10 protein-coding genes are annotated in these 12,935 nt (G+C 63.5%); 5 read left to right on the top strand and 5 right to left on the bottom strand.

Going from position 1 to position 12,935, the window contains the following annotated elements; translation table 11 throughout:
* Positions 1-9: 9 nt before the first annotated feature.
* Positions 10-951 carry a LysR substrate-binding domain-containing protein gene (locus DMX12_RS11060; RefSeq protein WP_110677543.1) on the bottom strand — a complete coding sequence of 314 codons (942 nt, stop codon included), beginning with the start codon at positions 949-951 and terminating at the stop codon, positions 10-12.
* A gap of 146 nt (positions 952-1,097) precedes the next feature.
* On the opposite strand from DMX12_RS11060, the gene DMX12_RS11055 reads away from it, so the two are divergent.
* Positions 1,098-2,474, top strand: a complete 1,377-nt coding sequence (locus DMX12_RS11055; protein WP_110677541.1) for an L-serine ammonia-lyase — start codon at positions 1,098-1,100, stop codon at positions 2,472-2,474.
* 381 nt (positions 2,475-2,855) lie between these two features.
* On the opposite strand, the gene DMX12_RS11050 is transcribed toward DMX12_RS11055, so the two are convergent.
* The 3 genes from DMX12_RS11050 to DMX12_RS11040 form a co-directional block, all read right to left on the bottom strand.
* Positions 2,856-4,151 (bottom strand): FAD-binding oxidoreductase, encoded by a 1,296-nt coding sequence (locus DMX12_RS11050; RefSeq protein WP_110677539.1) that lies wholly within the window; start codon positions 4,149-4,151, stop codon positions 2,856-2,858.
* A gap of 13 nt (positions 4,152-4,164) precedes the next feature.
* Positions 4,165-5,253 carry a polyamine ABC transporter substrate-binding protein gene (locus DMX12_RS11045; protein ID WP_029885440.1) on the bottom strand — a complete coding sequence of 363 codons (1,089 nt, stop codon included), beginning with the start codon at positions 5,251-5,253 and terminating at the stop codon, positions 4,165-4,167.
* A gap of 68 nt (positions 5,254-5,321) precedes the next feature.
* Positions 5,322-6,680, bottom strand: coding sequence for a glutamine synthetase family protein (locus DMX12_RS11040; RefSeq protein WP_009682756.1), 1,359 nt, complete (start codon positions 6,678-6,680; stop codon positions 5,322-5,324).
* 184 nt (positions 6,681-6,864) lie between these two features.
* Between DMX12_RS11040 and DMX12_RS11035 the strand changes: the two genes are divergently transcribed.
* Together DMX12_RS11035 and DMX12_RS11030 are read left to right on the top strand one after the other, a co-directional pair.
* Positions 6,865-7,764, top strand: coding sequence for a helix-turn-helix domain-containing protein (locus tag DMX12_RS11035; protein WP_029885441.1), 900 nt, complete (start codon positions 6,865-6,867; stop codon positions 7,762-7,764).
* 74 nt (positions 7,765-7,838) lie between these two features.
* Complete coding sequence (locus DMX12_RS11030) at positions 7,839-9,749, top strand: AAA family ATPase (protein WP_110677537.1); 1,911 nt, start codon at positions 7,839-7,841, stop codon at positions 9,747-9,749.
* 40 nt (positions 9,750-9,789) lie between these two features.
* Here the strand turns inward: DMX12_RS11030 and DMX12_RS11025 are convergent, their stop codons facing one another.
* On the bottom strand, positions 9,790-11,175 hold the full coding sequence (locus tag DMX12_RS11025) for an aldehyde dehydrogenase family protein (RefSeq protein ID WP_110677535.1): 1,386 nt from the start codon (positions 11,173-11,175) through the stop codon (positions 9,790-9,792).
* A 107-nt stretch (positions 11,176-11,282) separates the two neighbouring features.
* On the opposite strand from DMX12_RS11025, the gene DMX12_RS11020 reads away from it, so the two are divergent.
* Both DMX12_RS11020 and DMX12_RS11015 read left to right on the top strand, forming a co-directional pair.
* Entirely contained in the window at positions 11,283-12,152 is an 870-nt protein-coding gene (locus DMX12_RS11020) for a LysR family transcriptional regulator (protein ID WP_110677533.1), read from the top strand.
* 234 nt (positions 12,153-12,386) lie between these two features.
* Positions 12,387-12,908, top strand: a complete 522-nt coding sequence (locus DMX12_RS11015) for an acyloxyacyl hydrolase (protein ID WP_110677531.1) — start codon at positions 12,387-12,389, stop codon at positions 12,906-12,908.
* The last annotated feature ends 27 nt before the right edge of the window (positions 12,909-12,935 follow it).

Below are 12,935 nucleotides of genomic sequence, written 5' to 3'. Positions count from 1 at the left end.
GAACAGGCTTCATGCGGTATTCAACGGGTGCAACTCGCGAAACCCCCGTGCTTCTTCCACCAGCCAGTCATGTACCGCCCGCGCGCCCGGCTGGGTCAACCCGCCGGGCGGGTAATGCACCACATAGCGTTTGTGGTTGGCGATCGGTACGCCAAACGGCACGATCAGCGCACCGCGTTCCAGTTCATCGTTGAGTAGCGTGCGCCGGGCAATGGCCACACCGATACCGGCAATCGCCGCTTCGATGGTCAGGTGGTTGCGGTTGAAGGTGTGCCCACGGCGTACGTCCAACCCAGCGGCGCCGATCCCGTCCAGGTAGAACTCCCATTCGGCATATTCCGAACTGCCACGCCAGGCGGTGATGTCGTGCAGCAGCGGGTAGTGCACCAGGTCGGCCGGCCCGTGCAGCGGGGGGCGCCCACGCAGCAGTGAGGGCGCGCATACGGGAAAGATCTGCTCGTCCAGCAGCGGCGTGGAGAGCATGCCCGGGTAGCTGCCGTCGTTGAGGTCGATGGCCAGGTCGAAGTCGCCCGGGGTCAAGGCCTGGGCACTGTCTTCGGCCACCAGGCGCAGTTCGATGTCCGGGTAGCGCTGCTGGAAACGTGGCAAGCGCGGCGTCAGCCACTTGGCCAGGAACGAGGGGATGGAGCGCACCCGCAACGTGCCACGAATCTCGCCGGCATCCAGGCGCAGCAGCTCTGCCTCGATGCTGCCGTAGGCGTCGGTCACGGTCTGCGCCAGTCGCTGGCCTTCGGCGCTCAGTTCCACGCCCCGTGCCCGGCGCAGAAACAGCCGGTAACCCAGGCGCTCTTCCAGCTGGCGCATCTGTTGGCTGACCGCCCCGGGGGTGATGTGCAGTTCCTCTGCACAGCGGGTAAAGGACAGGTGCCTGGCGGCGCAGGCAAAAACGTGCAGCCAAACAAACATCTGGCCGTTGAGTTGGCGTCGCATCGTTTAGTCCTGCTAAAGCCTTGCTTAGGAAGTTTCGTTGGTCATTTCAATCGCACAGCGTCAGTATCGCGCAAAATCGCAGCAGCGCCCAATTTCTCCAGATACCCGTGCACTGGCTACCGATCAGCGCATGGTCAGGCATTAGTATGGCTATCAGTGTTTTCGACCTTTTCAAAATCGGCATCGGCCCGTCCAGCTCCCACACCGTCGGCCCGATGCGCGCGGCTGCGACCTTTGCCCAGGCCCTGCGCGAGCAGGGCTTGCTGGGGCGGGTGACGCGCGTTGAAGTGCGCCTGTATGGCTCACTGTCGGCGACCGGCGTTGGTCATGCCACCGACCGTGCCTGCCTGTTGGGCTTGATGGGGCAATGGCCAGACCGTATCGACCCGGCCACCATCGAATCGCGCATCGGTCAGGTGCTGCAGGAACACTGCCTGATGCTGGACGGCAGCCACCCCGTGGCGTTCGAGTATGCGCAAGACATGCTGCTGCTCGACGAAAACCTGCCGTACCACCCCAACGCCATGCGCGTAGAAGCCATGCACGGGCAGGATAGCCTGTTGTGCCAGGCCTATTATTCGGTAGGCGGTGGGTTCATCGTCGAACAGGCCGAAGTCGATGCGCCGAAAACTGCAGAGAACGCCGCCGTGCTGCCCTACGAGTTCGGCAGTGGTGCCCAGTTGCTGAAGCTGTGCCAGGCCCACGGCTTGAGTGTGGCGCAACTGATGATGGCCAACGAGTGCGCCTGGCGCCCGGAAGCCGAGGTGCGCGACGGCCTGCTGCGCATTTGGGCCGCGATGCGCGAGTGCGTGGACAACGGCCTGCGCAACGAGGGCATTCTGCCCGGCGGTTTGCACGTCAAACGCCGTGCGGCGCGGCTGTACCGTAGCTTGCAGGAACTGGGCAAGCCTAATGTGATCGGGTCGACGCTCGGCGCCATGGAGTGGGTCAACCTGTACGCCCTGGCGGTCAACGAAGAGAACGCCGCTGGCGGGCGCATGGTCACTGCGCCTACCAACGGTGCAGCCGGTATCATCCCGGCGGTACTGCACTACTACATGAAGTTCAACCCTGGTGCCTGCGACGCGGATGTCGTGGACTTCCTGCTTGCCGCGGCTGCGGTTGGCATCCTGTGCAAAAAGAACGCCTCCATTTCCGGCGCCGAGGTCGGCTGCCAGGGGGAGGTCGGGTCTGCCTGCTCGATGGCGGCCGCCGGCCTGGCCCAATTGCTGGGCGCGACACCGGCGCAATTGGAAAACGCTGCCGAAATTGCCCTGGAACACAACCTTGGGCTGACCTGCGACCCGGTCGGTGGCCTGGTGCAAGTGCCTTGCATCGAACGCAATGCCATCGCTGCCGTGAAAGCGATCAATGCGGTGCAAATGGCACTGCGGGGCGATGGCGAGCATTTCATTTCGCTCGACCGGGTAATCCGCACCTTGCGTGATACCGGGGCGGACATGCATGCCAACTACAAGGAAACCTCGCGCGGGGGCCTGGCGGTTGCATTCGTTGAATGTTGAGCTACTGCGGGGGGTAGGGGGCTGCTTTGCAGTTCATCGCCGTTCAAGCCCAGCTCCCGTAGGGATCGTATGAGGGCTGACGCGTGTTTGACACAAGATGTGCAGCGCCTGGGAGATCGAGCGCCGCCCGCGCGGCGCTTCGCGAGCTGCGCTCGCTCCTACGTTTGTTTCGGGCCAATTATGCCTGTGGGATTTGCGCGCGAACGCCTTGGCGCATGCCTCAATGTCGCGCCGTACAAACAAGGCGGTCGCGCGCACCTGGCACAGGGGTTACTGGCCCGAAACAAGCGTAGGAGCGAGCGCAGCTCGCGATGCGCCGCGCGGGCGGCGCTCGATTTCCCAGGCGATGCATATCTTTTGCCAAATAACACCCACACATTACTAGCCCAACACCTCACGTAACCGGTACCACAACATCCCCAGCGCCAGCAGTGGCGAGCGCAGTGCCTTGCCACCGGGGAACGTCAGATGCGGCACTGCACTGAACACATCCAGGCCGTGGCTGTGGCCCAGGGCGATGCTTTCCGCCAGCAGCTTGGCTGTCCAGTGAGTCACGTTCAGCCCGTGCCCGGAATAGCCCTGGGCGTAATACACGTTGGGGTGTTGGCTCAAGCGCCCGACCTGGGGAAAGCGGTTGGCGGTGATGCCGATCATGCCACCCCACTGGTAGTCGATGCGCACATCGGCCAGTTGCGGGAATACCTTCAGCACCTTCGGCCGCATATAGCCGGCGATGTCCTTGGGGTCGCGGCCGGAATAGTGGCAGGCGCCGCCGAACAACAGGCGGCGATCAGCGGTGAGGCGGTAGTAATCCAGGCCGACTTTCTGGTCGCACAGTGCCATGTTCTGCGGGATCAAGCGGCTCGCCAGTGTTTCGGGCAGCGGTTCGGTGGCCACCACGTAACTGCCGGCTGGCAGCACCTTGCCACTCAGCCGCGGTTCCAGGTCGTCCAGGTGGGCGTTGCAGCCCAGCACCAGGCGGCCCGCGCGCACGCTGCCGTGGGCCGTATGCACGGTAACGCTGGGCCCATGCTCGATACGCAGCACCGGGCTTTGCTCGAAAATGCGCACGCCCAGGGTATGGGCGGCGCGGGCCTCGCCCTGAACCAGGTCGAGCGGGTGCAGGTGCCCTGAACCCATGTCCACCAGGCCGCCGGCGTACCGGTCGCTGGCGACGATCTCATGCAGCTGCCCGCTTGCGACCAGCCGTGTTTCGTGGCGGTAACCTAGCGCTGCCAGGTCTTGCAGTTCACCCTTAAAGGCGTCGAACTGCGCGGGCGTGTTGGCCAGTTCGCAAAAGCCCCAGCGCAGGTCACAGGCAATGTCGTAGCGGGCGATGCGCGCGGCGACCAGCGCCACCGAGTCGATGCCGGCCTGCTTGAGGTAGCGCACGCCATCCTGGCCGACATGCCGGGCAAAACCGCTGACATCATGGCCGATGCCGCGAATCAGCTGGCCGCCGTTGCGGCCACTGGCACCCCAGCCGATGCGCCGCCCCTCCAGCAGCACCACCGACAGACCACGCTCGGCCAGCTCCAGCGCCGTATTGACCCCGGTCAGCCCACCCCCGACCACACACACATCAGCGCTCAGGTCAGCGTCGAGGCTGGGGTAGGGGGCCGCATCGCGCGCAGTGGCTGCATAGTACGAAGCGGTGTGTTGGGTATTGAATGACATAGAGGGTCTCGGCTCAGCGGTTGGACTTGATCTTGCTCCAGGAGCGGGTCATGACGCGCATGATCTTCGGGCTGGGGGTACTGGAAATGTACAGCTTGTCCAGTACCTCCTGGGGGGGGTAGATCTCGGGATTGTCCACCAGCGCGGCATCCATGTAGGCCTTGGCGTCCGGGTTGGCGTTGGCATAGCCGACCGTGGCACTGACCTTGGCGATCACCTTGGGGTCGAGCAGGTAGTTGATGAAGGCCAGCGCCTGCTCCGGGTTGTTCGCATCCTTCGGAATGGCCAGCAGGTCGAACCACAGGTTGCTGCCTTCCTTGGGAATGCTGTAGGCGACCTTCACCCCGTTCTTCGCTTCCACGGCGCGGTTGGCCGCCTGGAACACGTCACCGGAATAACCGAACGCTACGCAGATATTCCCGTTGGCAAGGTCGGAAACATACTTGGACGAGTGGAAATAGGTGATGTACGGGCGCAGCTCGAGCAAGCGCGCCTCGGCCTTGGCGTAGTCGGCCGGCTTTTCGCTACGCGGGTCCATGCCCAGGTAGTTGAGCACGGCGGGGAACAGTTCATCGGGCGAGTCCATGAAGGCCACGCCGCACTGCTTGAGCTTTTTCAGGTTCTCGGGCTCGAACAGCACCGCCCAGGAATCGATGCGGTCTACGCCCAATGCAGCCTTGACCTTTTCCACGTTATAGCCGATGCCATTGGTGCCCCACAGGTAGGGCACCGCATACTGGTTGCCCGGGTCGTTCTGCTCAAGCTGCTTGAGCAGCTTGGGGTCCAGGTGCTTCCAGTTCGGCAGTTTGCTGCGGTCCAGCGGCAAGAATGCACCGGCCTGGGCCTGGCGGGCCAGAAAATGGTTGGAGGGCACTACCACGTCGTAGCCGGTGCGCCCCGCCAGCAGCTTGCCTTCGAGGGTTTCGTTGGAGTCGAACACGTCATAAACCACCTTGATGCCGCTGCTGGCCTGGAAGTCGGCCAGGGTGGTGTCACCGATGTAGTCGGTCCAGTTGTACACGCTCACAGTGGGCGTGGCGTGGCTGGTGGTGGCGAACAGCAGGGTGAATGCCGCGGGGATCAGGGCTTGCAGATGACGCATGGGAACACCTCGTTGGTTTTGTTCTACGAGTTCAGGTGTGGTGGGGGCTGCACAGCCCCCAGGGCGGCTCAGACGCTTAGCATCAGGAACTCGCGCTCCCACGAGCTGATCACGCGCTTGTAGTTCTCGTGCTCGGCCCGTTTGACCGCCACATAGCCCTGCACGAACTGCTTGCCCAGGTACTGCTGCACGGTCTCGCAGTCTTCCATGTGCTGCAGCGCATCTTCGATGGTGATGGGCAGGCGCAGGTTGCGCCGCTCGTAGGCGCGGCCCTGCACCGGGGCGCTCGGGTCGATCTGCTCGACCATGCCCAGGTAGCCGCACAGCAGGCTGGCAGCGATCGCCAGGTAAGGGTTGGCATCCGCGCCGGGCAGGCGGTTTTCCACGCGCATCGCTTCCGGGCTGGAGGTGGGGACGCGCAAACCGGCGGTGCGGTTTTCTTCACCCCACTCGACGTTGACCGGTGCCGAGGTGTCCGGCAGGAAGCGGCGGAACGAATTGACGTTGGGGGCGAACATCGGCAGCAGCTTGGGGATGTACTTCTGCAACCCACCAATGTGGTGCAGGAACAACGGGCTCATGCTGCCGTCGTCGTTGGCGAAGATCGGCTTGCCGGTGGCGATGTCGACCACGCTCTGGTGCAGGTGCATGGCACTGCCCGGCTCGTCGGTGATCGGCTTGGCCATGAACGTCGCAGCCACGTTGTGCTTGAGCGCAGCCTCACGCATGGTGCGCTTGAACACGGTGATCTGGTCGGCCAGGTCCAGCGCGTCGCCGTGGCGGAAGTTGATCTCCATCTGCGCCGGGCCGTCTTCGTGGATCAGCGTGTCCAGGTCCAGGCCCTGGATTTCACACCAGTCATACACGTCCTCGAACAGCGGGTCGAATTCGTTGGCGGCATCGATCGAGAACGACTGCCGGCCGCTTTCGGCCCGGCCGGAACGCCCCAGCGGCACTTGCAGTGGCAGGTCCGGGTCTTCGCAGCGCTTGGTCAGGTAGAACTCCATCTCTGGCGCGACAATGGGTTGCCAGCCCTTGTCAGCGTAAAGCTTGAGCACTTTCTTCAGCACGTTGCGCGGCGACAGCTCGATGGGGTTGCCTTGCTTGTCGAAGGTATCGTGGATCACGATCGCGGTAGGTTCGATGGCCCACGGGATCTGGTACACAGCGCTCGGGTCGGGGCGGCAGACCATGTCGATGTCAGCCGCATCGAGCAGGTTGTAATAGATATCGTCGTCAACGTAGTCGCCGGTGACCGTTTGCAGCAGCACGCTCTCGGGCAAGCGCATGCCACGTTCGTGAAGAAACTTGGCGGTCGGTGCGATCTTGCCGCGGGCGATGCCGGTCAGGTCGCTGATCACGCATTCTACTTCGGTGATCCGGTGTTCTTTCAGCCAGGTGGAGAGCTGATCGAAGGGGGCGTTCATACAGACCTCTTGGTTGGTTTTTTTATGTGGGAGGCGCTGCACCCGCCAAAGCCGTTGCACAGCTTCAAGGGCATCGCGCTTCCCAGGTGACACGCTGGAGGCTATCTTGGGCTCGGCAGCCCATCGCCATCTATCCACTTTCTTCGGCATTCAATGCACCAAAAGAGTGCAATCAGGACAAAGCGTGACAACGCCCAACGCCTTGCAGGTACAAGCTTTCCACACCTCGGATGTGTCCGAGCAGGTTCGCATCACCCCCGGTTGGCAGCAGCAGTACCGGCAGATGTCGCCGGGCCATTTCAGCGGCCAGTTGCGCTGCCTGGGGCTTGACGGCGTGCAGGTCTACGAAGAACGCCTCAACACCCGGGTAGAGCAGTTCTTCCGGGCGCCGAGCGGGTCACTGGCGTTCTGCTTCGACCAGAGCGAGAACAGCCTTTACCTGCTCAATGAACAGAGCCGCAACATCTGGATTACGCCAGAGAATTACCAGGAAGTGGCCGTCGTGTTCGACCAGGCGTTTCTCGCCAGCCACGGCCTGGACCCTCGCAGGCTCGACGGTTTGTTCATGGTGCCGCTGGGCAGTGGCCAGAATGCATTGTTCGGCAGTTGGCTCAGTGCCACCCTGACCCGCCTGGGCGAGGCAGGGTGCCCGTTGCAGGGGCAGGCGTTGGCGGAGCAGTTGCTCGAGGACTGCCTGTTCATCCTCGACAATGCCTGCCAGCGCTTGCAGGGCATGGCCATGGGCCGGCGGGACGAGGAGCGGGCGATCATGCACCGGGTCAGCGAGTGGGCGGCTGACTGCCCGGAAGAAACCTTGAACCTGGTGGAACTGGCGGCGGTGGCGGGCGTGTCGCTGCGCCAGTTGCAGCAGGCTTTCAAGGCCTACACCGGCATGCCGCCCGCGCACTGGTTGCGGTTGCGCCGGCTCAATGGGGCGCGGCGCGATCTGTTGCGGGGCGGTGGCGTGACCGTGGCGGAAGTGGCGATGCGTTGGTCGTTCTGGCATTTGGGAAGGTTTTCAGAGAGTTACCGGCAATTGTTCAAGGAGTTTCCGAGCGAGACACTCAAGCGCGTCAAGCGCTGAACCGCCGGCCCGCAAGTGCAGCAGCCGGCGCCGAAAATTGCTATCGTGCCAGCCTGTTTCGACCCGAGGTGCCGATGTTCTACCTGCCTTTGCCCAGTGACCAGGCTGACAGCCTCGCCAGTGTTCCCCTTACCGACTTCTTCAGCAGCGCCAGCCTGCTTCAGGCCGCTGCGGTGTTGTTCGTGCAAAACCTGCCTCGCCAGCCGGCGACTGCCTCCGCCGATGCTCAGGAACGCCGCTTTGCCGAGATCGTGCGGATCGCCAACGACGTTGAACGTGCCGCGCCTGGGCGCTTCCAGGGGCAGGTGGCGCAGCACTTCGACCGTGAAGCCTTCGCCATGGGCCTGGGCATGCTGGGCGAAAACGGCATTGCGCTGCTCAGTGGTGAAGTGGCGTACAGCGCAGATGAACTGCAGGACGACGAGGGGCAGTGGAATTTCCAGTTCGCCGACCGCTATCGCCAGCGCGCCACGCCGCTGCACCCCGTGCACCTGCCGGCGCTGGCCAGCGACCTGATGCTCAGCGACCAGCAGAACCGGCTGTTGCGTGAATTTCTGGGCGGTATCGACGAATCGGTCGCCGTGCAGGGCTTTGCCGGTACCGGCAAGACCTTTCTGATCCACCAGTTCGCCCGGTTGCTGGAGCCGCAGCGCACCTTGTTGCTGGCCTTGACCGAGGGCCAGTTGCGTGCGCTGCAGGCGCGGGTCAAGGATGCCGCTGCCTACACCGCGCTGACCTTCGGCCAGTTGGCCGACGAGCTGTTGAACCGCGACCTCACCAGCAACGGCTGGCGCCTGCGCGACCCTTACCGCACCAAGCGCTCGTGGCGCCCGCAAGAGGCGCAGGTGGTGCGCTGGCTGGCCATCCCCGACATTGGCCCGCTTGCCGCGCGCGACGTGGTCGCCTTGTGCATCCGCGCGGTGCGGGCGTTTTGCCACAGTGCCGACGCGCAGGTGCAGTTGCACCACCTGCCCTGGGCCGGGCCGGGCACATCGCCGCTGGACCAGGAAGTGTTGCTGGAAAAGGCACGGCTGTACTGGCAGGAGCTGATTCGCCCGTCAGCGCGGGAAATCCAGTTGCCGGTACGCGACTACCACCGGGTAAAGCTGCTGGCGCTGACCGGCCTGGTGATTGACAGCGGCTACACCCATGTCATCGTCGACGAGGCGCACGAGTTGTCGGCACCGATGCTTGCCGTACTTGACCGCAGCCCGCAAGCGGTCATCGCCCTCGGTGACGAACTGCAGAACCTGAACGGCCTCAGTGCGCACCATGGCAGCTTCATCCGCCAGCGCTGCATCGACCACTCGCTGCGCGCAGGGCCGGCGATGGACAACGTGCTCAACCCGCTGATACAGGCGCACCCGGCATCGATCCAGGCGGCCTTCAGTGGGAGCGCCGAGCACTACACCCGGGTCAGCTTCTTCGATGCGGTCACGGTGCCGGAACAGCCCACCGCGTTGATCGTCGATGACGAGTGGGGGCTGTTTGGCTGGTTCCAGCGCCTGACGCACCAGGGCGTGCCGTTCGTGCTGCTGCAAAGCGCGCGCAAGGACTTCGAACTGTTCGTGGAGGATTGCATCGAGCTGTACCGCCATGGCACCCGGCCTCGTCACCCGATGCTGTTCCGCTATGCCAGCTGGCAGGCGCTGGAGCAGGACAAGGGTGAGGACAAGGCATTCGTCGCGGTGGCCAACCTGCTGCGCAAGGGCTACACCCCGCAGCACTTTGCCCAGGCCAAGAGCCGTTACCGCTGGACCAAGGCGCCAAAGCTGTTCCTCGGGCGGGTAAGGGATGTGAAGAACATGGAGTTTGCCCGGGTGATGGTGTCGCCCGAGCTGATGGTCACGCCGCAGGTGGCCGGTAACCGCAATGAACGGGCGCGCCTGCTGGCAGGCTTGTACACCGCCTGTTCACGGGCGCGGCATGAGCTGATCGTGCCGGGGGGGATGCTGGACTGGGTCAAGGACCAGGTGCGCGATTGAGGTTGGCAGAGGCTGCAATGCAGCCCCTGCTTCACTGGACTCAGTTACGGTCCAGCCACACGGTCTGGGCATTGGTGAACTCCCGCACACCAAAGTGCGACAGCTCGCGCCCGAAGCCGCTTTTCTTCACGCCGCCGAACGCCACGCGGGGGTCGGATGCGCAGTAACCATTGACGAACACGCCACCGGTATCCAACGCGGCAGTCATGCGCTCGGCCAGCGCATAGTCGGCGGTGTAGATGGTCGCCGCCAGGCCGAACTCGCTGTCGTTGGCAAGCTCCACGGCATGCTCGGCGTCACGGGCCGTGATGATCGCCGCCACCGGGCCGAACAGCTCTTGCTTGAATGCTGTCATGTCCGGGGTCACATTGGCGAACACGGTCGGGGCATAGAAGTTGGCAACGCCTTCGACCTTGTGGCCGCCCAGCAGCAGGGTGGCACCCTCGGCCAGCGTCGCCTGTACCTGGCCATCCAGCTCGTCGCGCAGGTCGTAGCGGGCCATGGGGCCGATGTAGGTGTCGTCCTGCAGCGGGTTGCCCATGTTCAGCTGCCGGGTTGCCTCGACGAACTTGCGGGTGAACGCGTCGGCAATGCTTGCTTCCACGATCATGCGCTTGGCCGCTGCGCAGACCTGGCCGGTGTTCTGGTAGCGACCGATGACGGCAGCCTGGACGGCGGCGTCCAGGTCGGCGTCAGCCAGGACGATGAACGGGTCGGAACCGCCGAGTTCGAGCACGCATTTTTTCAGTGCGGCCCCGGCCTGGGCACCGATCGCCATGCCGGCACGCACGCTACCGGTCAGGGTCACTGCGGCAATGCGCGGGTCATTGATGGCGCGGGTGACACCCTCCGGGGTCACGTTCAACACTTCGAAAACGCCTTGCGGCACGCCGGCATCCTTGAACAGTTCGCCCAGCAAGTAGGCGCTGCCCATTACGTTCGGCGCGTGCTTGAGCACGTAGGTATTGCCGGCCAGGATCGCCGGTACGGCGCCGCGCAGTACCTGCCAAACCGGGAAGTTCCAGGGCATTACCGCCAGGATCGGGCCCAGCGGGCGGTATTCGATGCGGGCCTTTTCGACCTGGGTAGGCTCGGCGGCCAGCATCGCGGGGCCATGCTGGGCATACCAGCGGCACAGGCCAACGCACTTGGCGACTTCGCCGCGGGCCTGGGCGATGGGCTTGCCGATTTCACGGCTGATCATCTGCGCGAAGGCCTCGGCCTTGGCTTCAAGGGTGCTGGCCAAGGCGAGCAGGTACTCGCTGCGCTGACCCAGCGACACTTGGCGCCACTGGCGGTAGCCGGCCTTGGCACGCTGCAGCGCCGCTTCCAGTGCGGCGTCGGTGTCGAACGGGTAGGCGCCGATCTGCTCGCCGGTGTACGGGTCGAGGGAGATGGCGTGGGTCAGGCTGCTGATCGCACTCATGGCAGGGCACTCTCGTCGTTATTGAACAGTGGAGCCAGACTAGTGGGCTATGGCTTTAATGAAAACTGAATAATAATGAGCGAAACATTCACGTTTGGAGAAAGGCTGTGGACCTGGTGCAACTGGAGATCTTCAAGGCCGTGGCAGAGCAGGGCAGCATCAGCGCTGCCGCGCAGCATATCCATCGGGTGCCTTCCAACCTGACCACGCGCATCAAGCAGCTGGAAGAAGACCTGGGTGTGGAACTGTTCATCCGCGAGAAAAGCCGCTTGCGCCTGTCACCCGCGGGTTGGAACTTCCTGGAATACACCCGGCGCATTCTCGACCTGGTGCACGAGGCCCGCCTGACCGTGGCCGGTGAAGACCCGCAAGGCACCTTCGCCCTGGGCTCGCTGGAAAGCACCGCAGCCGTGCGCATCCCGGCCTTGCTGGCGGCCTACAACCAGCGCTACCCCAAGGTGGACCTGGACCTGTCCACCGGCCCTTCAGGGACCATGCTCGAGGGGGTGTTGTCTGGCCGGCTGGTGGCTGCGTTCGTCGATGGCCCGGTGTTGCACCCCACGCTGGAGGGCATCCCGGTGTTCGAGGAAGAGATGATGGTCATCGCACCGCTCAATCATGCCCCGGTGACCCGCGCCCAGGACGTCAACGGTGAAAACATCTACGCGTTCCGGGCCAACTGTTCGTACCGGCATCACTTCGAAAACTGGTTCGTCCAAGACCAGGCGGTTCCCGGCAAGATCCATGAAATGGAGTCGTACCACGGCATGCTCGCCTGCGTCAGCGCCGGGGCCGGCCTGGCCATGCTGCCGCGCAGCATGCTCGACAACATGCCGGGCTGCAGCACGGTCAGTGCCTGGCCCATGTCGGAAGACTTCCGCTACCTGAAAACCTGGCTGGTGTGGCGACGTGGCACAGTATCACGCAGCTTGAGCATGTTCGTGAATCTGCTTGAAGAAAAGAATGCAAGCCAATGATTTACAACTACTAATCTACGTCTAGTCCGCACGTCTGCACGGCGCTCGCGGTCTGGTAGCGCCTCACACCGCAACGGTCTATGAGCAATAATGGCAATTCACTTCCAACTTTCTGATTATCGGACAATAATCAGAAAAGTATTACCTCGTGTGACCGGTCGCGATGAACCGGTCACCGTTTAATCGAGGGGCTACAGCCCCCGCTTGCCGTGTAGACCATCAGGAGAGTCGTAGATGAAAACCCGTCTCGCAGCATCGCTGGCCGTTGCCGTGCTGGCGCTTGCCGGCGCTGGCATGGCACAGGCCGCGCAGGTGTCCGGCGCCGTGGGCGTTACCAGCCAGGGCGACATGACCTACCGCATTGGTATGTCGTTCGACTGGGACAAGAAGTGGCTGCAAAGCGACATCGGCTATGTCAGCGGTTACTGGGACGCCGGCTACACCTACTGGGAGGGCGGCGACGCCAGTGGCGCCCATTCGCTGTCGTTCAGCCCGGTGTTCACCTATGAATTCAGCGGTTTCACCTACACCCCGTACATCGAAGCGGGCATCGGCCTGGCCGCGTTCTCCAAGACTGATGTGGGCGACCAGCGCCTGGGTTCGTCGTTCAACTTCGAGGACCGTATCGGCCTTGGCCTGAAACTGCCAGGGGAGCAGAAAGTCGGGCTGCGTGCGATCCATTATTCCAACGCCGGGATCAAGCAGCCCAACGACGGCATCGAGTCGTATTCGCTGTTCTACAGCAAAGGTTTCTGAAAGGTAGGGCTGCTTATGCAGCCCCAG

The sequence above is a fragment of the Pseudomonas sp. MB-090624 genome (genome assembly GCF_003205245.1).
Lineage (GTDB): Bacteria > Pseudomonadota > Gammaproteobacteria > Pseudomonadales > Pseudomonadaceae > Aquipseudomonas > Aquipseudomonas juntendi.
The sequence above is the reverse complement of the archived record's forward strand: the minus strand, read 5'-3'. Positions and strand labels throughout refer to the sequence as shown.

Bases quoted from the DNA above. Each gene is read 5' to 3' on its own strand.
- DMX12_RS11025 (WP_110677535.1), bottom strand. From the start codon at position 11,175: ATGAGTGCGATCAGCAGCCTGACCCACGCCATCTCCCTCGACCCGTAC.
- DMX12_RS11030 (WP_110677537.1), top strand. From the start codon at position 7,839: ATGTTCTACCTGCCTTTGCCCAGTGACCAGGCTGACAGCCTCGCCAGT.
- DMX12_RS11015 (WP_110677531.1), top strand. From the start codon at position 12,387: ATGAAAACCCGTCTCGCAGCATCGCTGGCCGTTGCCGTGCTGGCGCTT.
- DMX12_RS11040 (WP_009682756.1), bottom strand. From the start codon at position 6,680: ATGAACGCCCCCTTCGATCAGCTCTCCACCTGGCTGAAAGAACACCGG.
- DMX12_RS11045 (WP_029885440.1), bottom strand. From the start codon at position 5,253: ATGCGTCATCTGCAAGCCCTGATCCCCGCGGCATTCACCCTGCTGTTC.
- DMX12_RS11050 (WP_110677539.1), bottom strand. From the start codon at position 4,151: ATGTCATTCAATACCCAACACACCGCTTCGTACTATGCAGCCACTGCG.
- DMX12_RS11060 (WP_110677543.1), bottom strand. From the start codon at position 951: ATGCGACGCCAACTCAACGGCCAGATGTTTGTTTGGCTGCACGTTTTT.
- DMX12_RS11055 (WP_110677541.1), top strand. From the start codon at position 1,098: ATGGCTATCAGTGTTTTCGACCTTTTCAAAATCGGCATCGGCCCGTCC.